Genomic DNA, 25,269 nt, shown 5'->3' with positions numbered 1-25,269 from the left:
TTTATTTAATTGAAAATTCAGCATGAAGCCCTTCGGCAGAACTGGGTCCCATCCAAATATCAAACTCGCCTGGTTCAATCACATAGTTGCTTCCGTTGAAAAAGGACAGATCTTCGGCCCGAAGCCGGATGGTAACCTGTTGTTTTTCTCCGGGTTTCAGGTTGATCTTTTTAAAACCCCTGAGTTGTTTCACCGGCCGGGTTACAGTTCCGGCGCGATCGCGGATATAGAGCTGAACAACTTCCTGAGCTTCCCGTTTCCCGGCATTTTCAACGGTTACCGAAACATCAACTGACCCGTTAACCGGCATTGATTTGGATGACAGTTCGAGCGTTGAATAATCAAAAGTAGTATAAGTCAGCCCAAAACCAAAAGGAAACAGCGGTTCAAATCCGGCATCAAGGTAATGCGAAGTATTTCCCAATGAATGTTGTACCGCTTCGGCCGGAATTTTGTCGATGGCCGTCCAGTTGGAGTGGTTTGCCGGGCGGCCTGTATTTTTATGGTTGTAGTAGATGGGCACTTGTCCGACAGTTTTTGGGAAGGTAACCGGCAGTTTGCCGGATGGCGCTTTGTCTCCGAACAGGATGTCGGCAATTGCCGGACCGCCCATAGTTCCCGGAGCCCAGGCATACAACACGGCATCCGCTTTTTCGAGCTCGGGGCCAATGGTTAACGGGCGACCCGCCATAATGATCAGGACAACCGGTTTTCCGGTTTCGGCGACGGCGTTGAGCAGTTCATTTTGTGCACCTTGCAGGTTCAGGTCGGCCAGGCAATGCGCCTCGCCTGAAAGAATGGCTTCTTCTCCTAAAAATAACAGGACAACATCCGATTTGCGGGCGGCTGCAACGGCTTCAGAAAAACCTTCGGTGGTTTTGGTCCGGCTCAGTTCAAGTCCTTTGGCAAAATGGACTTTATCGGGGCCTAAACGTTGGCTCAGGGCTACCAGCGGGGTAATGGTATTTTCCTTTTTCCCGTCGAAAACCCAAGTTCCCATTTGATCATGGGGGGCGTCGGCCAGGGGACCAATAACGGCTACTGATGAGATCTGATTGGAGAGCGGAAGTAGCTCATGCTTATTTTGGAGCAAGACAAAACTTTCTTCGGCAGCTTTTTGCGCCACTTCGAGGTGTTTGGGGGCAAGCAGTGTTTTTGCGGCCGCATCGTCAGGCGTGTACGGATGATCGAACAAGCCCAGATCTGATTTAAGACGCAGGATATTGGCAACATATCGGTCAATGGTCTTCATATCCAGTTTCCCTTCATCCAGCAACGCCTGGATATTTTCAACATAGCAGTCGCTGGCCATTTCCATATCAATACCGGCTTTCAGCGCTTTTTCAGCCGCTTCCTTTTTGTTGGCAGCATAACCGTGCGGGATCATCTCGGCGACAGAAGCCCAGTCGCTCACCACCATCCCGTTGAATCCCCATTCTTCGCGCAAAATTGTTTTCAGGGTGAATTCATTGCCGCTGGCAGGAATTCCGTTCAGGTCGTTAAAGGCCGACATGAAAGTGGCCACACCGGCTTCTTTTGCCGCTTTAAAAGGAGGTAAATAGTCATTCCGCAGTTGCACTTCGGGAATGTAGGTGGTGTTGTAGTCACGGCCCCCTTCCGCCGCTCCGTAGCCGACGTAATGTTTGGCACAGGCGGCGATTGTTTCAGGGTCGCTCAGCTTGTCGCCCTGAAATCCTTTGACCATTGCTTCGGCCATCACTTCGGTGAGGTAGCTGTCTTCGCCGCAGCTCTCGGCAATCCGTCCCCAGCGCGGATCACGAGAGATGTCGATCATCGGGGCAAAGGTCCAGTGAATTCCTTCCGATGCGGCTTCCCGTGCAGAAACAGTCATGGCTTCGCGGGTAACTTCTGCGTTCCAGCTGGCTGCCAGACCGAGAGGTATAGGCATAATCGTACGGTAACCGTGGATCACGTCGCGGCCAATAATCAGCGGAATACCCAGCCGGCTTTCTTCAACGGCTATTTTTTGTAGTTCATTTACTTTTTCGGCGCCAATGAGGTTTAAGATGGAACCAACTTTTCCGTCTTTAATCGCCTGTTTCATATTTTCATCGCCGCCAAATTGTCCCGGGTCAAATTGCGACATCTGTCCGATTTTTTCTTCCAGGGTCATTCGGGAGATCAGGTTCTGAATTTTTTCTTCCGTTTGTTTTTGCCCGGCAGAGGAGTTCCTGTCCCGGGAACAGTTTATAAAAAACAGGACCATTAAAAATAGAAATGTTGTTTTCATTTTGCGTACAGGTAAAGAGCTTGCCTCAAAAGCCCGGAGAGGCATTTGTGTCTGCCTGAAACTCAGCTGGCCGGCCGGGTTTCAGGCGTTGTTTCAACGGGTTTGGAGACAAGCTCAGGTTGGATTGATCATTAATTAACTTTTGCCGATTTAATTCCTTCTACATGTGGGCCGGACAGCTCATCGAAATAAAATTCGTGGGTGACGCCGACATCCTTATTGGCCGGATTTAACATGATCCGGATGATGTTGTAATAGTCATGGTTGTATCGGTCATCGGCGGTTACATCGCTGGCCATTAAAGGAATCAATCCCGGATCCCACGAAAGGTCTGCAGTTGGAGCGCCATCGAAATTGTACTCCACAATTTCCCAGGTGTTTTCCGCCTGAATGGTGTATCGCAACTCTACGCCTGTTTGCCATGCATTGCCGCCCTTGTCGGTATTTTCCAGTTTTAGTAAAACCACGTCGCCGGCTTTGCCATAAACCATGATTTTGAAGGTTGAAACCAGGCGTAAATCGAAGCGGTAACCGGGAAGAAGTTTCATATTCGCATTGGCCCATTCCTGCTCCGTTTTGGAGTAGAATGCCACATTAGAACTCCGGTTGGGATAAGCCTTATCCGGATTTGTTACCACACTGACGGTACAGTCCTCGCCCAGCACCGGGGCCAAAGATACTTCACTGAAATCATTATACATGATCATTTTGTCGAGCAGGAAAGGCACATAATCCGGGTGATTGGACGAAACCACCAGGGTATACGACAGGTTCAGGTCGCCAACCGAAGTGCTGACAACTGCCGAGATGGGGTAGGTGCCCTGGCGCATGTAGGTATGGGCAACCGCCGAAGTATAGTCGGCTGGGCTGACCGGATCGCCTTCGCCAAAGTTAAAGGTAACGCCGCTGATCGACTGTCCTTCGGGGATGATGAAGTTGGTCAGGGAGATATTGTAGGTGTTGGCTTCGGCAGCGGCAACAACCGACAATTCGGCCGAGACCGTAGGTTTTACATAGCCTTTTGGGATTAACTGATAATGCCAGGCATTACCGTCGCCGCCAATGGCTACCAGTTCGAGCAGGTTTTCTTCGAGTTTCAGAATTTCGTATGAGCCATTTTTGGCGCCAACATCAAAGATGGGGAACATGGGCGTCGGACCGCCAAGTGTCAGGTAGTTTTTGCCGTTTCTCTCTTCGATAAACCAGGTGCCGGGTGAAGGATTATAGTTAACCGAATAGTCGGTATCAATTTCTACCGGATTGCTGTAGCCCGGGCTTGTGTTAACAAAACCTTTCACATAGCTTTTCCCGTGGTTGATCAGGGTGGCAATAAAACCGGTGATCTTAAAATTGATTTCGTCGTCGTAGAGTACCTTTACGGCCTGCTTGGCCAGGGGGGCTGCCGACCACCATTCAAGGCCAGGGCTCCCGGCAGGTCCAACGCCAAGGTGTCCTGATGCCAGGCTGTCGAGCACCCAGGTTTTTCCATCCGCATCATCGGCTCCGCCACTCAGGAAGATAAATTTTTCATCCGTAAAAATGGCATAATCTGTTTTGGTTTGGGTCAGCGTTTTTGATTTTGTTGCCAATCCTCCTTTCGTGATCATCGTCATGGTGATGGTGTAGTCGCCCGGAAGCGGATAATTGGCTACAGGCGAGGCATCGGTCGATTTGCTGCCGTTTCCAAGATCCCAGGAAACGATGCCTGTGATCGACGAGGTGTTGGTTAATACAAATTTAAAGTCGGTTGATCCCGGAGTGATGGTAAAGTCGAGCTGATCTGCGGTCGGGGCTGCGCCAATGTCAACCCGGTCGTCCATTTCCGGCGAACAGGCAAATAAGGCAAGAATCAGCGCTGCCATCCCGGTTAGTTGTTGGATATATTTAAAGCTTCTCATCTTCATACGTTTTAATTTTTCTTCGAAATGATTTAAGAACTTTTATTTATAAGCCGGTACCATTTGTGATAACGCACCGTCGTTGGTATTCCGGATCTCGCTTGCCGGGATCGGGAACATGCCCCAGGTTTCGGCTCTGAAAGTACGGGGCGCAAAGTCGGCCTGGTTGGGAAGGCCCGACGGAACATTGAAACTGGCATTGATCCGGGCTGCAGCGTAATCGTTTCCGCGCCGCAGCAAATCCCATTTGCGCAGGCCCTCGCCGGCAAATTCAACCCGACGTTCGTGATAGATATCATCAATAGTAACATTTGTCTTGGCAGCGCCTGCTCCCAGCGAACGGGTCCTGACCAGGTTGAAGTAATTGACGGCCTTGGCCGGATTATCGGTCAGGAACAATTCAGAAGCCATCAGTAACACATCGGCATAGCGGATATCGGCAAAGTTGCGCGGGAAGTTGTGGCTGGGATCGCCGCCGGAACCGATGTAGGCATTCAGCGCCAGGTATTTATTGTTGAAGAAGCCGGTATTCATAAATGCCTTGGTATACGAAGTCAATCGCTGATCGGCATTGTAAATGGCAGCATCGCGGCGCGGGTCGCCGGTTTCGAACTCGTTATACAAACTCCAGGTTGGCTGGGCAAACGACCATCCGGGGTAAATGCGGCCATTGTCGCCCACCGGGTTGCGAACACCAACCCATACGGAGGAGAAATTTCCGTTGATGTTCCAGCCGCCCCAGTCGCCCGATTTGGCTTTATCCGAATATTGAATCTCGAGCAACGATTCGGCATTGTTCTGGTTCTCCCAGTCCCACAGATCGGTATAATCCGGTAACAAGATATAGGCATTACTCGAAATGATCTGTTCCAGAGCTGTTTGAGCATAGGTCTTATCGATGGTGGTATTGCCGTCGCTCCAGGCCGGAACGCCGATCACCGGTTTGGCAAAACCTTCGTGATAGAGGTAAATGCGGGCAATTAATGCCTGAGCAGCTCCCTTGGAAATACGTCCTTTCTCGGAGGAAGGTATTTGTACGGGAAGGGCGGCAACCGCTTTCAGCAAATCGCTGGCTATTTGGGTGAAAAGCTCGGCAGGAGTATTCTGCGGCAGATTTTTGTAATCTTCAACCGATGGTAAAACCTCCGTAATGATTGGCGTATAGCCGAAGTGACGGACCAGGTCCCAGTAGAAGTAAGCGCGAAGAAACAGTGTTTCGGCTTCGAGCCTGGCCTTCATTCCCTCGGTTTTCCATTCAACGCCTTCCTGCTTTTGCAGGTACAGGTTGGCCCGGTAAATGCCCGAATAGCAACGGTTCCATAAGTCGCTCGACGAGTTGTTTTCGGCAGTCATGTTAAACATCTCCATTTCGTGCCATTGGCTCATATCGTTTACGTTTGAACCGCCGCAAAAAGCATCGTCGGAGAAGATATCAGACATGGTTGGCACAAACTGCCAGTTTTGTACCGAATAGGCATCGTAAACAGCTGCCACAGCCAACAGGGCCTGGTCTTCCGTTTTGTAATAGTTGGCTTCAACCTGTCCGGTTTTTGGTTCCAGTTCCAGAAACGAATCAGAGCAGGAAATGCTTCCGAACGTCAGGGCCAGGATTGAGCTTATATATAGCAAATTTCTTTTCATCTTTCTGTATTTTTTAATTGAGGTCATTAAAATGTAATGTTAACTCCACCGATGATGGTTCGTGCCTGCGGATAGATGTTGTGGTCGATCCCGTTGTTGAGAACGTCGCCGCCGATTTCCGGATCGTAGCCTTTGTATTTGGTGAGCGTCAACAGGTTTTCGGCCGAGATGTAGAATCGCAGTTTGCTGATGTTGAGGTAACTGAGCGCTGTTCTGGGCAAACTGTATCCCAGGGTGATATTCCGTAAGCGGGCGAAGCTGGCATCGTGTACAAAGAAGTCGCTCACGGTTTTCATGTTTTGGTTATCATCCACAAACGTCACGCGCGGGAAATAGTTTGAGGTGCCCGGTCCCGTCCAGCGGTTCAGCCAATCGGCGCGGTAGTTGGTCCCATTCATGTCGTAACGGCGGGTGGCATCATACACTTCCTGTCCAAGCGCCGCGTAGAGGAACATGTTGAAATCGAACCCTTTGTATTCCAGGTTCAGGTTTAAACCGCCGGTGAAGTCGGGATAAGGAGAACCCAATTCTACCCGGTCGGCATCGGTAATGGAGCCGTCGCCGTTTGCATCGATAAACTTGATATCGCCGGGTTTGGCATTGGGCTGAATTTTTCCGCCGTCGGTATTCACGTAGGCGGCGATTTCATCGGTGGTTTGAAAGATTCCATCGGTTTTTATTCCGTAAAAAACGCCCATGGGGGTGCCCACTTCGGCAAAAAGAACCCCTGCCTGTCCAAACCCACCGTCACCGCCTTGCAGTCGTTTTTCGGCGTTCTGAATATCCAGTACTTCATTTTTATTGAAAGCCCCGTTGATGGAACCGCTGAAATAGAATTTGCCAAATTGTTTTTTGTAGCTGATATCAGCCTCGAAGCCTGAATTACGCACTTCTCCGCCATTGATGGTCGGGGCCGAGTTACCGACCAGCATGGGCACGGGAGCGGTAACCAGCCAGTCTTTGGTGGTTTTGACGTAATAGTCGAGGGTTACCCGTAAGCTGCTTCCAAAAGTGGTCAGATCGATCCCAATGTTGGTTTGTTCCGACGTTTCCCACTTTAAGGAGGGGTTGGCGATCCGGGTTGGCTGGGTCCCGTTGTATTGAGTTTTTCCGTCGCCAAAGTAGTAGATGTTTTGGTTCCCGATGATGGATGTGTAGCGAAATCTTCCGATGTCCTCGTTCCCGTTTTGTCCCCAGCTGGCACGGATTTTAAGCAGATCAAATGTATTGGAAAGACTGCTCATAAAATCTTCGCGCGAAATCACCCAGCCGGCAGCTACCGAGGGGAAATAACCATATTTGTTTTCGGAGCCAAAGTTTGAAGATCCATCCCGGCGCAATATGGCAGTGAGCATATAACGGTCTTTCAGGTCGTAATTGATCCGACCAAAGATCGATGCTAAGGTATGCTCCTCTATAAGGCCTCCAGCATTGGCGCTTTCCGGATCGGTGGCATTGTCGATATATGCGTGGTCGAAGTCATCAAAGATCACATCCGATTTTTCCCCGGACAGGGTTTCCTTGAGGTTTTTTATGGCTGTTGTTCCCGTCATAACGGTAAAATGGTGCTCGTCGATGGTTTTGTCATAGGTCAGCACATTCTCGAAGTTCCAGTTGGTGTATTGATCTACCCATTTGGAAGCCCGGTCGGTAATGGTAAAGTGCATGGCATCCAGGTAATAGAACGGGGTGTAGCTGCGGTTGGTCACGTAAGCCATTTCGCCGCTGAAGGTCGATTTAAAGGTCAACCCTTTTAGGGACGGGTCGATCTTGCCAAAATCAACTTCAGCAAAAAGCCCTCCCACCAGCTTGCTGGTGCGGGTTTGCGAATTGAGGTTGTTTAATAGGGCCACCGGGTTGGTAATTTCCTGCAAGCCAATGCCAAACTGCTCGGGAGTGGCCCACGAACCGTCTTCGTTGGTTACCGGCACAATCGGGGGCATGTTTACCGCCTGCGACAAACCCGTTCCGAAGTGGGTGTTGGTTTCAATACCCCGGTTGGTAATGTAGGCCATGTTCAGGTTCGAACCGACTTTGAGGAGGCCGAAATCGCCAATGGTATTCAGCCGGTAGCCGAATTTCTCGAACTCCGACTTTCCCTTGGCCACAATCCCATCCTGTTTAAAATAGTTGATGGACGATGAATAGCTGATCTTATCGCTCCCGCCGTTTAACGAGATGGCGTGATTCTGCTTGGGAGCATCATAATAGAACATTTCGTCCTGCCAGTCGGTGGTGGCCGAGTAGTTAGTCATATCAGAGGCAGAGAATTTGGGCGACTGTCCGCCATTGATGGCCGCTTCGTTGGTCAGCATCATATATTCCTGGCTGTTCAGCAGGCGAAGTTTTCGCCAGGGGTTTTGTACGCCGTAATAGCCATCGTACGAAATTTCCATCTTCGTGTCCTTTCTTCCGCTTTTCGTGGTGATCAGGATGACCCCGTTGGCACCCCGGGCCCCGTATATGGCGCTCGAAGCAGCGTCTTTCAATACTTCGATGGATTCTACATCGTTGGAATTCAGGAAGTCGATGCCGGCGCCGCTCATAGGCAGTCCGTCAACAATGTATAAAGGTTCAGCATTTCCATTGGTTCCAATCCCCCTGATGCGGATGGAAACCTGATCGCCGGGTTGGCCGGAGTTATTGGAGATGACTACCCCGGCAGTTTTTCCCTGGAGCGCTTGCGTCACCCGCATGTCCGAGGTTTTGGTCAGCTCTTCTCCGCTAACTTTGCTGATGGCCCCGGTAACCAGGCTTTTTTTCTGGGTACCGTATCCCACCACAACCACTTCGTCCACATCAAATGCTTCATTTTCGAGAACTACATTTAACGTAGTTTGCCCGTTCAATTTCACCAACTGTTTTTTCATCCCGATATAGGAGATCTCCAGTGTTGCATTTGCGGGTGCTTTTAAAGAATAGAGGCCGTCAAAATCAGTAATGGTACCTGTTGTGGTTCCCTGAATAACTACCGAGACCCCCGGCAGTGGCTGTCCGTCTTCTTTGGAACTTATTTTCCCGGAAACAGATATTTCCTGGGCGAAAAGGCTGATGCCAAAGAATGAACAATACAAGAATAATAGCAATCTTTTCATAAGTTAACGTTTTTTAGATCTTGTTAAAGTTAAATCTGAGTTCAAAAATCTGCCATACGGATCAGATCAACAAAAAAACAGATACGTCAATAATACTACAATCCGGCTTATACAGTACAACATAAACACTACACGATATAAATAGTTTGATTGGTAATCAATCGAATAGATGGGATTTTTCAAAAATAAAACTACATCACAAGCATGGATGCTGTACAGCATATTGTATCAAATATTGGAAATAAAGGCGCCGAGGTTGGTTTCTTGCGGCAGGTTTAGTTTTTTCCGTAAACGGTAACGGGATATCTCGACTCCGCGCTGTGAAATATTCAGAAGAGCCGCAATTTCTTTGGAGGAGATGTTCATTTTGATGTAAGCGCAGAGTTTTTGTTCACGTGGGGTCAGGCTTGGGTGTTTTTCTGCCAGCCGCTTGAAGAAATCTTCGTGTACCTCGTCAAAATAAGTCTCGAAAAGCTCGTTCTGCCGTTTATCGTCAAACTCCTTATCAATACGGTTCATGATCAGGCTGATCCGGGACTTGATGTTACTGTCGGAAACCTGTCCCTGCAAATTTTTCAATTCCGATTTTAGCTTGCCCATGAACTTATTCTTATGAATGACGGTCATGGTTTGATTGGCCAGCTCTTTATCCAGGTGAATCATTTTACCGCGAAGCTGTTCGTTTCGAAGTTTGATGATCTCCTTTTCAGAAATCAACGCGTCACGCTGGTATTGTTGAACTTTTTTCCGGTATTCCTGCAGGTGTTTCAGCCGCTCTTTCCTTCTGGAAATACGGATGCGATACAAAACAAACCAGATAATCAATCCGATAAACGCTACGGCCAGCAAGGTATAGCCGCTGTAGGCCAGCGCCGAACGGTACCAGGGGGGGCGGATGTAAAATGAAAAGCTGTCGGTATTACTTTCGTTGGTAAACGGCCCTGTAGCTTTCACCCTGAAGGTGTAATAACCTTCACGCAGGTTCATAAATTCGCAACTTGACTCGGCTGACCAGGCCGACCAGCCGGTACTGTAATTCTCGAGCAGGTAACTGTAGCTGATTTTTTTGTTGTTTTTATAATCAGGGCTGGAGTAGGTAAATTTCAGGTTGTTCCCTTTGTACTCATACTCGGGCAAAGTGCCGACAGGCCTGGCAGGGATTGAATTTGGAAAAAGGATCTCGTTGTTTTGCAGGTTCACCACTTCGCGGATATAGGTTTTAAACGAAGCATCTGTGATCAGCTGATAGCTGGGCGTGTAGTGGGCCAGGCCGTCTTCGAGCGAGATAAACGTATTTTGCTGATCAGCAATATGGATATGCTGAAAACCTGAGATGATCCGCCCTGCCAGTTTTTCAAAAGGCGCCTTCACCCGGGTGTATGTTCCGTCTTCCTGAAAACGAAGGACGCCGGGTACTCCTCCCGCGATAAACCAAATGTTCAGGTATTGATCTTCTTTCAGATAATCGATGTCGGGCTGATGCCCGAAAATGTTGTTGTAATAGGCCGAACGTTCAAATTGATCGGTATTTTCGCTGTAGGCGTAAATACCGGCAGGACTTGTAAAAATGATATTTCCGCCAACTGTCATCAGGTTGATAAAAATATCGGAGGGCAAACCGTTTTTTGAATTGTAAAACGCATATTCGGTTACGCTGTCCAACTGTTGGTCCAAATTGATCCGGAAGATGCCTTTGAACCCGTGGCTCATCCAGAGCTGGCCTTTTTTGTCCTGCGCCAGCAGTTTGGACGACTCGCTGAATCCTTTAATCTGACCACGGAGCTCCCACGATTTATTATCGGGAGTTTTTTTGAACAGCGTCAGGCCGCTGTAGTTACCCCCAATCAGGTAGTTGGAGTTTTGAATGGGCTCAATAAAGGTCCAGGCCCCGTTTATGTCCGAAATCTGAGTGGCTGTTTCCTCTTCGATGACAAAGGTTCCGTTGTCGTGCCCGCACAACAGGACGTCCTGTTGAACGCCCAGATACCAAATCTGACCCACGGTTTTTGGGATCAGGCGAAATCCCTCAATTTCAATGCGTGCCTTTTCCGGCCATTCTTTGACAAACAGTCCGTGATTGGTGCCAACGTACAACCTTCCGTTATGCACCAGCGACGAGTAGGATGCGCCTAAGCCTTCGGGATGAAACAGGTAGGTAAACGGGGAGCTGACGTCTATGTAATCGATTCCGTTGTCGAGCCCCAGCCAGAGGTTTTCGTCCTGGTCGGTACCGATGCTCAGAATGGTGTTGTTTTGAAGTCCCTTCTTCTTGTTTACATGCTGGATGATCTTCCCGGTTTCATCGGTAATCATCAGTCCGTTTTGAATGGTTCCAAATGCGTAATAGGTGTCTTTAAATTTTTTGGCAGAAAAAATCTGGTTTTCTGACAGAAATTCATTGGCTTCACCTTGCCAGGGGATCAGTTGTTGTCCGTCATAGCTATAGACCCCCTTGGTGGCCGTGCAGATCAGTAGGCGGTTGGAGTTGACTGGCAGGATTGCCCAAACGTCCTTATCGATCAGCGAATCGAGTCCTTCGGGTTTAAAAAAACGGCCCTGCCGGTATTCTTTCAGCCCTTCTTCTTCGTCTTGTACCCACAAACGGCCATTTTCAAAGAATGAAAACTTCAGGCGGTGTTTCAGCGGAACCTGATAGATGTTATTGTTCCGGTAAATGAACAGGTGGGTATAGCTTTGAAAAACCACTCCGAAATGGGTCAAATGAATCCGCCACACTTCTTCAAAGTTTCTTTCGCCGGGCGAAACCAGCTTCAGGAGAGAATGATACTGCAGCCTGCCGGCGCTGTCGGGCTCCATGTAGCCAAAGTCGTTTTGCTGACCAACGTAGATACGTCCGTTTTCATCAATTTTCACAGAACGGACAATGGAGCGGTTGGGTAAGCCATAAAGTTGCCAGTGTGCCCCGTCAAATTCCAGCAAGCCATCGTTATTGGCAAAGTACATGAAATTCCTGCTGTCTTTTTCAATTTGCCAGTTCTGTGCACTGGCCTGATATTCCCGTTTTGTAAAGTTTTGAATATCAGGGATACCGATATCCTTCAATTGTCCGAATGACAATGAATACAGGCATAGTAAAATGATCAGCAGGATATTTCTGTTCGTGTGACGCATCTAACAAATATAGATAATTTCATATTTTTTACCTTCAAAATTCCGGGACTGATTATTTTTGTTCAAATTTTAAGAGTGCACTATGAAAACCGGACTGATCGGCGCGATGCGCGAAGAGATTCTCTTGCTCAAAGATGACCTGAAGAATCTGAAAGTTGAAAAAACCGGATCGCGTGAATTTTACAGCGGGACCATTGGCGGCAACGAGCTTGTTATGTGCCTGTCGGGCTGGGGGAAAGTAGCAGCGGCCTCCACGGCCACCAGCCTGATTAACCTGTATGGCGTTGATCAGCTCATTTTTATCGGGCTGGCAGGTTCCATGCAGCCACACCTGAATATCGGCGACATCGTGGTCGCCGACAAGCTGATCCAGCATGATGTGGATTTATCCAATCTGAGTGGATTTGGCCAGGTAAAACCGCCTTTCTGGAAAAAATTTGAATTTGAGGTGGGCTCGGAAACCGGACAGCGTGCGCTGAAAGCAGTCAGCCGGTTTGCCGTTAACCTGAAAGAAAAGAAATACCCGGGCATCAATACGGACTATGCGCCCTCCATCTATGTTGGCTCCATCGGGACAGGCGATCAGTTTGTGGCGTCGCCCGAAGGAAAAAGCCGTATCAGCAGCAAATTTCCCGACTTGTTGTGTACCGAAATGGAGGGCGCCGCCATTGCCCAGGTAGCGGCCGATTATCAACTGCCTTGTTCGGTGATCCGCATTATTTCTGATCAGGCCGATGAAAATGCGCACCAGGCTTTTTCCCGCTTTTTGTTCGAAAATATCAGCCGGATTTCGGTCGAAATTGCCCGCCTGATGTTCGATCAGAACGAGTAAGTCAACCCCAACCGCCAGCTACGGCCGTTGCCAAATAGTACCTGGTTGCTCAGAATCTGTTCATCGCGGCTCTCATTGGTAAAAATCTGGTTGATGTATTCGTTGTTCAGCAGGTTTTGGATGTCAAGCGAGAGGTGCAACGTGTTTTTATTTCGTAATTCGCGAAAAAAGCTGCCGCCGGCACCAAGCCGGTCATAACGCTCAAGTTTCAGTTGTCCGGGTAAAGTAGCGTCGGTTTCATCAAAATCGTTCAGCAGCAGAGGTGCATAACGTTTATCGGCATAATAGTAATTCAGATTGACAAAAAGGCCTTTCACGAGTTTCATCTCATTTTTTACATAGAAACTGACTTGCGGGGCATTGGCCACTTTGTAATCCGACAGCGGTAAAGTCCGGTTCGACAACAGTTCGTTTCCGTAGCCGTACAGGTTTGATTTTGCGTCCGACCAGTAGGTCCAGTTTCCGGCAGAACCGTTGGCGTGCAGGATAAACCGCCTGAGATAATAAAGTTTACTGCTCAGCTCCAGTCCCCGGTGAAATTGGTCAACATCGTGAATAAAAGCGAATTGCTGATCATCATCCAGGTAGCTGCGTTGAATCCAGGCATGGTTTTGCAGGTACATGGCGTATCCTTTTAGAGACACAAAAATCTTTTCGCGGGAAAAACGATAACCAAGTTCCGCGTGGTAAAGATTCTCAGGACCGGCATCTGCATTTTTCCAGTTGTTGACTGAGGGAAACACCAGTTCAAACCGGGCTTGACTGGCCTGGGCCGAGCTGTTTAGCCCGAAGGAGTGCTGTTCGTTTAGGCGGTAGATGAGGCCTGTTGCCAGGCGAAATCCCAGTTGTCCGGCCCAGTCGGTCGTTTTTCGGTCATCATTGGCAAGGTACGAAAAGTGATCTTCTCTTCTGTAGGCATTTACCGATGCTGCACCTTCGGCGTAGGTATACGTTTTTCTTCCTGAGTTTTGGATTTTTCCTGAAATTCCGGCTTTCCGGATCAGGGCGTCGTAATTCGCGGAAACTTTGTCAGCCTTGTTAATTTTCGGAAAAAAGCTTTGTTTCAGGTAATGCTCTGCTGTTCGTCCTTCCGGATCGTTCACATTCCGGCTTGTTAAAAAACCGTCGGCTCCCCAAACCGTCATCACGGCGCCTGCATGTGAAGCCCGGTATTGTTCCGCATCAAATGCAACTGCCATCCGGGTTTGTTTGTCGAAGTGATGGATCAGCTGTGATTGCAGCCCAAGCCGCGACGATTTGGTGGTCGCTGCCAGGAGAGATAAACCTTCGGTTTCGGTATTGATGTACCTGCCCGACGGATTGGCCTGCCTGCTTTCGCCAAAGAGGTCGACGCTCATACCCCTGTTCCAGTTTTCAATCAGGTCAAAAGGAATCAGGTCCCGGTCATCGCGGGGAATGTCATAGGCAGACATGCCGTTGATCCTTCCTTCCGGGAAACTTTCTGCCGATCGGTTTAACGCGGCATAAAGCTGGCTCACCAGCCGGGTATTGACCCGCAGATGCCAGTTGTGCGATAAAATGATCATCGGGTTTACCCCAAACGAACGAGCCCGGCTTTCCGGCTGATCCTGCCGGAGTCCCCAGGAATTATTGTAGGTAAAGCCTTGTCGTCCGTAAACCAGGATGGAATCCGGCCGGTTTCGCAGGTCAGACTGCCAGGTCTTCAGGGTGGCAGTCAGGAAAAGGCTGTGCCTGTGTCCGAATTCTTTATACATGTTCAGGTACAATCCGTAAGCTTTAAAGCCGGTCTGATCGGCAAACCCGTCGCCGGAACTGCGGTCAATTTTCAGGACGGCAGCCAGGTCTTTCTCATTTTTGCCGGTATGCACTGTCGCTGCCGTTTTTACATAGCCGTCGTGACCCATGTTAGCCGACAGTGATACGCCGAAATCTTTTTGCGGCATCAGGGGCAACAGGTTGATCAGACCGCCGTAGCCCAGCTGGCTTTGTTTACCTGAAGCCGGGCCCCTGCTCAGCTGCAGCTGTCCGGCCCAATCAGACATGCCCGAATAAAGCGGCGTGTTCATCCGTCCTGTTTCCGGATCGTTCAGACTGATCCCGTTAAAAACTACCCCGGTTTGATCCGGGCCGAATCCCCTGACAGTTAGTTCTGAACGGCCATAACCACCCCCGTTTTCCAGGATATAAAAAGAAGGTTCCGGCAGAAAGAGTTCATTCAGGTCGGTCGAGCCCGATTGATCCATTAACTCAAGCAAAGAAAAGTTTTTTGTGGTGCCCGGATGCTGGTTGACACGGACCAGGGAGGCCAGATCGCGTTGTGCCGGTCGGCCAATGGCTTTGGGTTCCAAACGAATGGCCCCCATTGGCGTATAAATCCCGCTGAATAAAGAAACGTTATAAAATTCGCTGTGAAAACCGGGGTAAATGGCCTCGAGCTGATAAAAACCGCCCAGGTATTTGAGGTGGAAGGTTCCGTGCCGGTCGGTCATGGTATTTAAGGGGCTGCCCTGGATGTATACGGTTGCTTTTTCGAGTACTTCTTCCAATTCTTCGTCGCTTACCTGCCCGGAGAGAGAACTTTGCGACAGGGCCGGACCGGCGGTGGTTGCCAAAATGATACCGGCAAAAATCAATTTGAAAAATCCGGCTACACATCGCCGGATTGGCAGGTGACATTGTTCCTGTTTTAACCTCATGACTTCTAAAATCGTTTCAACTTAAAACTACGACTAATGAACGTTCAAAAGACAAACGAAGTATTGAAGGGTAAAAAAATACGAAATTTGTAATTGGGACAAAAGAATTCCTGTTTTTGGCATGATAGTTGATAACTGTCGAATATCAATCTGCTTCAAAGCCATGAGCAGAACACAGAAATAAACGTAGATTTTTTTCATACAGAAGAGAGAAGGTAAAGAAGCAACCGCTGAGGTTGCTTCTTTTTTTGTGCAGAACGGGTTAAAAAACCATGCAAAAAATAGTTTCTTTTCCCGGAACCGAATGAACTTTCAGGCGGCCGCCATGCAGCCGCATAATTTGCCGCGACAGGCTCAGCCCGATTCCCGAGCCGTTTTCGCGGGTGGTGAAGAACGGCACAAATATTTCGTCCAGCAACTCGCGGGGAATGCCCGGGCCATTGTCTTTCACGCAAATTTCCGTTTCTCCGTTTTTGTTCCGCCCGGCCAGCAGTTCGATCAGGCCGTTTTCGTTTCCGGCCAGCGCTTCGCGCGAATTTTTCACGAGGTTGATCAATACCTGCATCAACAGTTTTTCGTCGGCCAGGACTTCCAGGTTCCCGGGTTCGGTATTCATCCTGACGGTGAGGCCGGACGGGAAGTTTCCGTCCGGGTTCAGAAGGATAACTTTCTCAAGCAATTCCTGCACCTTCACCGGTTTCTTTTCCGGTTTTGGCAACCGGGTGAGTTTACGGTACGATTCAACAAATGCGACCAGTCCTTTGCCTTGTTCTTTGATGACTTCGAGCCCGCGGATGGTGGTGTTGATCATTTTTTCATCCACCGCTTCGGGTTCGATCGCCTGCCCTTCTTTCTGAAAATAACTGCCGAGGCTTTCGGACAAGGAGGTGACCGGCGCGATGGCATTCATGATTTCGTGGGTCAGCACCCGGATCAGCTTCAGCCACGAGTCCAACTCTTTTTCATCCAGTTCGCGGTTGATATCCTGCACAGTCAGCAAACTCAGGTTCCGGTCATTGTTTTTAAACGAACCGGCCCGGATCGAAACATTCACTCTTCCTTGTTTCCCGGTAAAAGAAACCAGTTTCTGTTCGTGTTGCTGCATCTGTTTCAATGTATGCAGCAAGGCCGGATCGATCTTTTCAAGTTGGTGGATGTGGGTGAAATGGCCGAAACCCAGCATTTTTTTCAAGGCGCTGTTGGCATGGATTACGAAGCCGCGCTCGTCGAAGGTGAGGATTCCGGTGCCGATGTGTTCAATCAGGGCCCGGAAGTATTGTTCTTTTTGCTCGTTCTCAATTCTGATCTGCTGAATTTTCCGGTTGATTTCGTTGAGGCTTTCATTTAGTTGCTGAAGGATTTTGTCGCCTTTTTGCAGCGGGAACGCCTGGGTGAAATCTTCGTTCCGGATGGCTTCAAAAAAATACCGGATCCGTTGATTGACCTTGTTCTGGTAATGAAGCAGGTTGCCAATCAGGCTGATGAGAAGCGCTGACAACAGGAGTCCGGGAACCAGGAAATGACCTGAAAAGGCCGCCCAGCCGGTCCCGAAAGCCACCAGGCTGATTAATCCAATCCGGAAGGCAATGTGGAAGAGGAAAGCGTGTTTCATCCGATCCCGAATTTTTTCATTTTATTATACAGTGTTTGACGGGTAATGCCAAGTTGTTCGGCGGCAGCGCTTACATTGCCCGGATTTTTGTCCAGGGCCAGGCTGATGAGTTTTTTTTCCATTTCTTCCAGTTTCAGCGTGTCCGTTTCGGCTTTGATCCCGCTGACCGGCCGTAAAAAGAAATCGTCGGCTTTCAGGATGTTGTTTTCGCTCAGGATCACGGCTTTTTCGATGCTGTGTTCCAGTTCGCGGATGTTGCCCGGCCAGTTGTACCTCAGCAGTTTTTCCTGCGCCTGGCTATTGATTTTCAGGGTGGGCTTGTTGTATTTGTACGTGTATTTTCTCAGGAAAAAGTCGGCCAGCGACAGGATGTCGTTTCCGCGTTCGCGCAGGGGTGGCACTTCAATCTGGATGGTGTTGATGCGGTAGAGCAGGTCTTCGCGAAACAGGCCCTGAGCGACCAGTTCCGGAAGGTTTTTGTTGGTAGCGCAAATCAGCCGGATGTCCACGGGAACAGGTTGGTTGGAGCCAATACGGGTAATCTCGCGGTTTTGCAGAGCGGCGAGCAGTTTTGCCTGCAGGTGAAACGACAGGTTGCCGATCTCGTCGAGGAACAGGCTGCCTTTGTTGGCCACTTCGAATTTGCCGGCCCGGTTTTCGCGGGCATCGGTAAAAGCGCCTTTCACATGGCCGAACAGTTCGCTTTCGAAAAGCGATTCGCTCACCGCTCCCATATCCACGCTCACCAGCACCTCGTTGCTCCGGTCTGACAGGCGGTGGATTTCGCGGGCGATCAACTCCTTGCCGGTGCCGTTTTCCCCGGTGATCAGCACGTTCGTATCGGTTTTGGCCACCTTGCGAACGATTTTCAGTACCTGCATCAACTGAGGTGACGAACCGATCATGTATTTTTCTTCCTGGTTGATTACTTTTTTCAGTTCCTTTTCTTTTAGCCGGAGGTGTTTCACTTCTTCGCGCGACAGGCTAAGCTGGATTGCTGACCGTACCGTGGCTAATAATTTAGCATTCTCCCAAGGCTTCAGAATGAAATCGGTGGCGCCGGCTTTCAGCGCTTTTACGGCCAGTTCCACGTCGCCGTATGCCGTAATCAGTACCACCGAAATCTCGGGATGGTTCTCTTTGATCTGCTGCAGCCAAAAAATCCCTTCGTTCCCGGTGTTTACGCCGGCTTTGAAATTCATATCGAGCAAAACAAGGTGGTAGGGGTTCTTTCTTAGTTCCGAAATCAGCAGATTTGGATTCGACAAACAGGTCACTTTGTTAAACTCAGGAAAAAGCAAAATCTCCAGCGCACTCAGTACGCTTTTGTTGTCATCAACAATCAGGATATTTCCGTTGGACATGATGGGATTTATATTTCTTTCAAAATTAAGGCAGGCAGAAACCCAACGCAATAAACTGTAAAAATATTTTACGTCTTAATGTCAATAATTTTTACAAGAACTTGCGTCGTATTTCTTTCATTGTTTTGAAATTCAGCGATTTTTAGTTTTGGCATTGGTTTGGTAATTATTTTTGGCATCGAATTAAAAAAGAAATGAATATCAGAAAAACCGCCATACTGATTCTGTTGCTTCTGCCATGGGTGGCCATAAAAGCTCAGGAAAGCCGGACACTGAATGAGTGTATCCGCTTTGCGCTGGAACACAACCTGGACCGCCAGGTTTACGAGTTGAATGAGCAAAAGGCAAGAATTGACGCCACACAGTCGAAGCTGAATCTCTTGCCGTCTCTTTCGGCCAGTTCTTCGGCAGGGATCAGTTTCGGACGCTCGGTTGATGAATATTCAAACCAGGTGATCAACAACGAGTATTTTAACAACAGCAACAGCCTGAACTCGTCAGTCGGCATTTTTCACGGGTTTATTCAAACGAACCGGATTGCCTGGTCAAAACTTCAACTTGAATCGGCCAAATGGCGGAAAATCAGTTTTCAGGACGAACTGGCCTTTGATATTCTGGTTTCGTTTTACGATGTTATTTATTATCAGGGGCTTATCGAGATTGCCCGGGAGCAGCTTCAATTATCGGAGTTCAATTTAAAGAAAACAGAAACACAAGTAGAAACCGGATTGAAAGCCCGGATGGACCTGGCAGAGATGCAGGCGACTTACGAAAAGGAGATGCTGAACCTCATTCAGTCGGAAAACAAGCTGGAAACAGCCCGGCTGAAGCTGGCCCGGCAGATGAACCTGCCTGCCGGACAATTAGCCGGCATTCAATTCGAAAACGGCGAATTGGCTGTCAGTCCGATGAGTCCGGCGGATGCCGATTCCCTTTTCGAATCGTTTGTGTCGTTTTCGCCGTATGTGAAAATTGCCGAAGCTGAACTGCTGGCGGCCGGCAAGAGTGTGGCCATTGCCCGCGGACAGTATTATCCAACGGTTTCGCTGGGCGCCTCGGTGAGTACGGGGTATTATGAGACCAACCAGGATGAGCAGGGAAAGCCGATCCCGTTTGCCGATCAGTTGCAAAACAACCGAAGCCAATACCTGGGAGCTTCCGTTTCCATTCCGATTTTTAATAAAAACCAGGCCCGCAGCGAACTTCGAAAAGCCCAGTTGTCCAAAGAACAGGCCGAAGTTCAACTGGATAATTACCGGCAGGCGGTTTATTACGAACTGATGAATAACTTCCGCGATTTACAGGCATTGTTCCGCGAACAGTTGCAAACACAAAAACAGGCCGAGGCCAACGAACTCGCCTACCGGGTTGCTGAGCGCAAGTACGGGGAAGGAATGATCGATGTGATTGAATTGCAGGCTGTAAAAAACCGGCTGGCTGACGCGCAAAACCAACTGCTCCTGGCAAAGTTGCAGCGGGAGGTGAAAAATAAAATAATGGACTTTTATACGGGGGTGAGGTTTTGGGAGTAATGGCATGGGGCATGGAGTTAGGAGCTTGCTGTTTGCTTATAAAGCGTCAACGTAAAACTGCGGCTTTCTCCCATCTTGGTCATCGGTCATCGGTCAATGGCTGAAACCTGGAATTTGAAACTTGAAACTACAACATATGTCAATGGATCGTGTGATAGAAAAGAAAAAAGGACTGAAAATGAAACATCTTTACATAGCAGGAGGTGTCGTCGTTTTTGGATTTTTGGTTTATCGGATTTTATTTGCCAGCCACGAGTCGGTTTTCCGGGCCGAGCGCGACAAGCTGACAATCAGCGCTGTGGAGGATGGCCTGTTTAATGATTATATTACCATCATCGGACAGGTTGAGCCAATCAGTACCATCTACCTCGATGTGGAAGAAGGCGGCAAGGTGGAAAAGATCTATATTGAAGAAGGTGAAATGGTGGAGGAAGGCGACGTGATCTTAAAACTGAAAAATACCGACCTGAACACGACCATCATGAACAGCGAGTCGCAACTGGCTTATCATGCCAATGAGCTTCGTAACACCCAGATTCAGATAGAACAGCAGCAAATTCAGAATAAACGGCAAAAACTGGAAACCGACCTGAAAGTGGTTCAGGCCAAACGCAGGTTCAGCCAGTATGAGCGCCTGTACCGGGAGGAACTGGTTGCCAGGGAAGATTACCTGCAGGCCAAAGAAGACTACGAATTGTCGCTGAAAGAACAGGAACTGACTTATCAGAAAATGATCCAGGACTCCATTTTCAGGACAAACCAGCGAACGAGCATGGACGAAAGCCTCGAAAATACGCGCCTCAGCCTGCAAATGGCCCGGGAACGGCTGGAGAACCTGCAGGTAAAAGCACCGGTGTCCGGTCAGCTTGGTTTGCTGGATGCCGAGATCGGACAGTCTATTTCGCGCGGGCAGCGGCTTGGTCTCATTCATATCCTGACTGATTTTAAAATCAACGCAAAAATCGACGAACATTATATCGACCGGGTACGCCGGGAATTGCCGGCAGCCTTCGACCGTGGCGGGGCCAACTACCGGTTAAGCGTGAAAAAAGTTTACCCGGAAGTGCGCGAAGGACAATTTCGGATCGATCTGGTTTTTGAAGGCGAAACGCCTGAAAATATCCGTACCGGACAGACTTATCACATTAAACTCGAACTGGGCCAATCGGAAAAAGCGGTATTGCTGGCGCGTGGCGGATTTTTCCAGAGTACCGGCGGACAGTGGGTGTATGTGCTGAACGAAAACGGAACTGAAGCCACGAAACGAAGTATTCGCATCGGCAAACAAAACCCGCAGTACTACGAAGTGCTGGAGGGCCTTCGCCCCGGCGAACAAGTCATAACCTCGGGCTACGAACTGTTTGGGGCGAATGATAAGCTCATCTTGAGATGAGGGAAACCGGAGACCGGAGAAGGGAGACCGGAGAAGGAAATTGAAGCTTGGAATTACGGAGATGATGAAAGTGAACAAGATTTCATAACTTTCAGATCATAACTTTAGTTAAGTCATTATGAGAGAGAGGATCGAAAAATTCGAAGATCTTGATGTATGGAAAAATGCCATTGAACTCAGTATTGGCGTGTATAGTAGGTTCGGAAATTGTAAAGATTATGCCTTTAAGGATCAAATTTGCCGGGCATCTGTTTCTGTTCCTTCAAATATTGCTGAGGGATTTGAAAGACAATCAAATAAAGAATTTATTCAATTCCTGTTTATAGCGAAAGGGTCAACAGGAGAAGTGAGAACCCAACTTATCATCGCGCAAAAATTAGGCTATTTGTTGGAGCATGACTATTTAATCTTGCAGGAACTTTCAAAAAAGATATTAGCCCAATTATATCAACTGATTAAAATTCGAAAAGAACGTTTTAAATAATAACCATGAGAAGGGAGTAAAAATCCGGTTTCCGATCTCCGGCCTGCGGTTTCCAGTCTCCTTTCTCCAACATTCGTAAAATGATCAAGACAGTCAACCTTACCAAAATCTTCCGCACCGAAGAGATTGAAACCAGTGCGTTGAACCAGGTCAGCCTGCATGTCCGGAAAGGCGAGTTTGTGGCCATTATGGGGCCGTCGGGTTGCGGCAAGTCAACCTTACTCAACATCATCGGCCTGCTCGACAACCCGTCGGGGGGCGAGTATTATTTCGACGGCAAAGAAGTCGGGCAGTTGAAAGAACGTCACCGCACCCAGCTTCGCAAAGGCAACATCGGGTTCGTGTTTCAAAGTTTCAACCTGATCGACGAGCTGAATGTGTACGAGAATGTGGAACTTCCGCTCATCTACCTGAAGCTGAAGGCCCGCGAACGAAAAGAAATGGTTGAGAATGTGCTGGATCGGATGAAGATCAGTCACCGGCGCAAACATTTTCCGCAGCAACTATCAGGCGGTCAGCAGCAACGCGTAGCCATTGCCCGGGCCGTGGTGGCTAACCCCAAGCTGATTTTAGCCGATGAGCCAACCGGTAACCTCGACTCCAAAAACGGACTCGAAGTGATGAACCTGCTCACCGAACTGAACCGCGAAGGCACCACCATCGTCATGGTGACCCACTCGCTCCATGACTCTGAATTCGCTCACCGCGTGGTCAACCTGTTCGACGGACAGATCATCACCGAAGAAGTGAAGATGCAGATGGGGGAGATGTTGCTTTAGAAAGCGGAGGGCGAAGGGCATAGAGCAAGGGAAAGAATCAACGCCTTGTACATTCAGACAATTTGGCGGGACCAAAAGTTAAATAAATAAACCTGATGAACTTGTTACAACTAAAGGCATTAATTCGCAGTATGCTGAAGCGGCGCTTTTTATCGGCAGTACAGATTGCCGGTTTGGTTACCGGATTTGGCATTGTCTTTTTTCTGTTTGCCAAAATTGGCTACGAGTATTCGTATGACAAATTTTGGAACAATTACCGTTCAGTATATCGCGTGGCGCTCGACCTGAAACATTCGGATGGTCGTTCCATTATTTCAGCAAAAAACTTCCACGGTTCGTCGGAATTGCTCGATGAGGAATTGCCCGGGATTGTCGCCCATTGCAACATGGCTCCCGATAAGATTACGGTGTACGATCGGGGAAAAATGATTCAGGATGTGGATTGGTTTTGGAGCGATACGACCTTTTTCAGCGTGTTCGAACGAAAAATTCTTTATCGCGAATCCGCGCAGTTGTTTGGCGATATCCACGGTGTAGTTGTCTCGGAGTCGTTTGCCCGGAAATTATTTGGCGACGAAAACCCGCTTAACCGGGAAATCAGGCTAAACGAAGGCTGGCGTTTTTTGGTGAAAGCTGTTTTCGAAGACCTTCCGGCCAACAGTCATCTTAAGGTTGACGTGCTTGGAAGCTATCAGTCGTTGAGCTATTACTCCCGTAACTTCGATAACCGTGCGCAGGTTTTGATCGAGAACCCAACTTACAACTACAGCAAAGCTTCGCCTTATATGGGCAACCGCTGGCGTTCGGCAACACAGCACCGCCCGTATTGTTATATCCGGCTTGACGAAAACACCAGGATTGCTGAAGTTGAAGCAGCCGTTGCCCCTGCTTTGTCAAAAGTGGCCTTCCCGGACGACCTGGCCGACAGCAAAATGAATTTTATTTTTCAACCCCTGGCCTCCATTCACCTGCATTCGAACCTGGACGGAGAGTTGCGGGCAAGCGGCAGCGCCATGCAGGTAAATTTTCTAATTGTGATTTGTCTGGTGGTTATGCTGGTTTGTTTTGTGAATTATCTGAACCTGAGTACGATTTCAACCCTTGAAGACCGAAAAAGTTACGCTGTCCGTCTCATCAACGGGTCGGGGAGAAGTCATATCTTATTTAACTTGCTTCTGCATAATCTTTTGTTGTTTTTTGCGTCCTTAGTTTTAGCTTTTCCATTGGCCGTTTTGCTGGTGAACAGGCAGCTTCCCGACGCGACAATTTCCGGGAACATCATTACATATGTGGGGTTGGGGGCTTTAACGGGCGCCATGTTGACAAGCCTGATTCCTTTTGTTTCGGTTTTCAGACAACAGGCGCATCTGCTGATGAAAGGCATCGGCCAAAATGCCGGTGCAAGTTGGTCAGGGCGGAAAGTCCTGGTGGTTGTGCAATTTGCCATCACCATTGTTTTGCTGATCTCAACGGTCGGTATTTATAAACAGATGCAGTTTGTGATGAAAGAACAACTTGGTTTTTCAGGCGGGCAGACGATTTTTAGTTACACGCCCATGTCGATGACCAATCATCCTGATATCCCGCTGAAACTGGCCACTTTCCGAGACGAAGCGCTTGCCTTGCCCGGTGTCAGATCCTTCAGCGCGAGCTCGTCGGTGCCTGGAAGGGCGATCAACCGCCGGCTGGAAAATGTGATGCTTTCCGGTTCGAATGAGCCCTTTGCCGCCGCGTTCGGCCAGGTTAGTATTGATGACCAGTTTCCGGCAGCGTATGATCTGAAATTGCTTGCCGGAGAAGGTCTTCGTCAACAAAGCAACTGGCTTTCCGATGAAGTTTTGCTGAATCATTCCGCAGCCAGGGTCATGGGCTTTGCCTATCCGGCAGATGCCGTTGGCTCGGTTTTTTCTGTTGGCGGACACCTGTTTACCATACGCGGCGTAATTGCAGATTATCACCATGTTTCGCTGCATTTTCCCATTCAACCAATTATATATTTTCAAAACCTCGATTGGGAACTCTCGGTGGGTTATTACTCATTCTGCATTGATGCTGCCAATGCCGGAGCCGTTGCACACGATTTGTCCCGAATTTGGGAAAAACTTTATCCGATGGATGAGTTTATTTATTTCTTCTCGGATAGAGAGTTTGAATCCCAGTATCGCAGCGACTTATCTTTTAACCGGATATTGACATTTTCTGCCTTGATGGCCTTACTCATTTCCTGCCTCGGCTTATTGAGTCTGGCCATGTTTAATACCAACTTGCGGGTGAAGGAAATCGGCATCCGCAAAGTAAACGGAGCCAAAATCTCCGAAATATTAGCCATGCTTAACCGCGACTTTGTAAAATGGGTAGTAGTTGCTTTTGTAATTGCCACACCCGTTGCCTGGTACGCCATGCATAAATGGCTGGAGAACTTCGCCTATAAAACAGAATTAAGCTGGTGGATCTTTGCCCTGGCCGGACTGCTGGCGCTGGGAATTGCGCTGTTAACAGTTAGCTGGCAAAGTTGGAAAGCGGCTACAAGGAACCCGGTGGAAGCGTTAAGATATGAGTAAAATGTCTTGAACTTTGA

General features: G+C 48.8%; 14 protein-coding genes. 6 read left to right on the top strand and 8 right to left on the bottom strand.

Annotation, left to right across the window (positions count from 1 at the left end; genetic code table 11):
* Position 1: 1 nt before the first annotated feature.
* The 5 genes from bglX to ACOIT5_RS06610 all read right to left on the bottom strand — a co-directional run bounded on the left by bglX (position 2) and on the right by ACOIT5_RS06610 (position 12,017).
* Positions 2-2,251 carry a beta-glucosidase BglX gene (gene bglX / locus ACOIT5_RS06630; RefSeq protein WP_423129688.1) on the bottom strand — a complete coding sequence of 750 codons (2,250 nt, stop codon included), beginning with the start codon at positions 2,249-2,251 and terminating at the stop codon, positions 2-4.
* A gap of 131 nt (positions 2,252-2,382) precedes the next feature.
* Positions 2,383-4,149 carry a PKD domain-containing protein gene (locus tag ACOIT5_RS06625; RefSeq protein WP_423129687.1) on the bottom strand — a complete coding sequence of 589 codons (1,767 nt, stop codon included), beginning with the start codon at positions 4,147-4,149 and terminating at the stop codon, positions 2,383-2,385.
* Between the two features lie 42 nt (positions 4,150-4,191).
* Positions 4,192-5,790 (bottom strand): RagB/SusD family nutrient uptake outer membrane protein, encoded by a 1,599-nt coding sequence (locus tag ACOIT5_RS06620; protein WP_423129686.1) that lies wholly within the window; start codon positions 5,788-5,790, stop codon positions 4,192-4,194.
* Between the two features lie 26 nt (positions 5,791-5,816).
* Positions 5,817-8,885: a SusC/RagA family TonB-linked outer membrane protein gene (locus ACOIT5_RS06615; protein ID WP_423129685.1), complete on the bottom strand. Its 3,069-nt coding sequence runs from the start codon at positions 8,883-8,885 to the stop codon at positions 5,817-5,819.
* 228 nt (positions 8,886-9,113) lie between these two features.
* Complete coding sequence (locus ACOIT5_RS06610) at positions 9,114-12,017, bottom strand: triple tyrosine motif-containing protein (RefSeq protein ID WP_423129684.1); 2,904 nt, start codon at positions 12,015-12,017, stop codon at positions 9,114-9,116.
* An 82-nt stretch (positions 12,018-12,099) separates the two neighbouring features.
* On the opposite strand from ACOIT5_RS06610, the gene ACOIT5_RS06605 reads away from it, so the two are divergent.
* Entirely contained in the window at positions 12,100-12,849 is a 750-nt protein-coding gene (locus ACOIT5_RS06605; protein ID WP_423129683.1) for a 5'-methylthioadenosine/adenosylhomocysteine nucleosidase, read from the top strand.
* Here ACOIT5_RS06605 and ACOIT5_RS06600 read toward each other — a convergent pair.
* The 3 genes from ACOIT5_RS06600 to ACOIT5_RS06590 form a co-directional block, all read right to left on the bottom strand.
* Positions 12,837-15,527 carry a TonB-dependent receptor plug domain-containing protein gene (locus ACOIT5_RS06600; RefSeq protein WP_423129682.1) on the bottom strand — a complete coding sequence of 897 codons (2,691 nt, stop codon included), beginning with the start codon at positions 15,525-15,527 and terminating at the stop codon, positions 12,837-12,839. The genes ACOIT5_RS06605 and ACOIT5_RS06600 overlap by 13 nt on opposite strands.
* Before the next feature lie 262 nt (positions 15,528-15,789).
* Positions 15,790-17,139: a sensor histidine kinase gene (locus ACOIT5_RS06595; RefSeq protein ID WP_423129681.1), complete on the bottom strand. Its 1,350-nt coding sequence runs from the start codon at positions 17,137-17,139 to the stop codon at positions 15,790-15,792.
* Positions 17,136-18,503, bottom strand: a complete 1,368-nt coding sequence (locus ACOIT5_RS06590; RefSeq protein ID WP_423129680.1) for a sigma-54-dependent transcriptional regulator — start codon at positions 18,501-18,503, stop codon at positions 17,136-17,138. Before ACOIT5_RS06590 ends, ACOIT5_RS06595 begins: the two co-directional genes overlap by 4 nt.
* Before the next feature lie 194 nt (positions 18,504-18,697).
* Between ACOIT5_RS06590 and ACOIT5_RS06585 the strand changes: the two genes are divergently transcribed.
* The 5 genes from ACOIT5_RS06585 (at position 18,698) to ACOIT5_RS06565 (ending at position 25,252) form a co-directional block, all read left to right on the top strand.
* The gene (locus ACOIT5_RS06585; RefSeq protein ID WP_423129679.1) at positions 18,698-20,035 is read left to right on the top strand and encodes a TolC family protein; all 1,338 of its coding nucleotides are present in this window, start codon (positions 18,698-18,700) and stop codon (positions 20,033-20,035) included.
* Between the two features lie 178 nt (positions 20,036-20,213).
* A complete protein-coding gene (locus ACOIT5_RS06580; protein WP_423129678.1) occupies positions 20,214-21,428 on the top strand; it encodes an efflux RND transporter periplasmic adaptor subunit in 1,215 nt (404 codons plus the stop codon).
* 118 nt (positions 21,429-21,546) lie between these two features.
* Positions 21,547-21,912 carry a four helix bundle protein gene (locus tag ACOIT5_RS06575; RefSeq protein ID WP_423129677.1) on the top strand — a complete coding sequence of 122 codons (366 nt, stop codon included), beginning with the start codon at positions 21,547-21,549 and terminating at the stop codon, positions 21,910-21,912.
* A gap of 80 nt (positions 21,913-21,992) precedes the next feature.
* Entirely contained in the window at positions 21,993-22,691 is a 699-nt protein-coding gene (locus ACOIT5_RS06570; RefSeq protein WP_423129676.1) for an ABC transporter ATP-binding protein, read from the top strand.
* Positions 22,692-22,786: 95 nt separating this feature from the next.
* Positions 22,787-25,252 (top strand): ABC transporter permease, encoded by a 2,466-nt coding sequence (locus tag ACOIT5_RS06565; protein ID WP_423129675.1) that lies wholly within the window; start codon positions 22,787-22,789, stop codon positions 25,250-25,252.
* Positions 25,253-25,269: the final 17 nt, after the last annotated feature.

It is taken from the genome of Gaoshiqia hydrogeniformans (assembly GCF_049347105.1).
Classification (GTDB): domain Bacteria; phylum Bacteroidota; class Bacteroidia; order Bacteroidales; family Prolixibacteraceae; genus Gaoshiqia; species Gaoshiqia hydrogeniformans.
The sequence above is the reverse complement of the archived record's forward strand: the minus strand, read 5'-3'. Positions and strand labels throughout refer to the sequence as shown.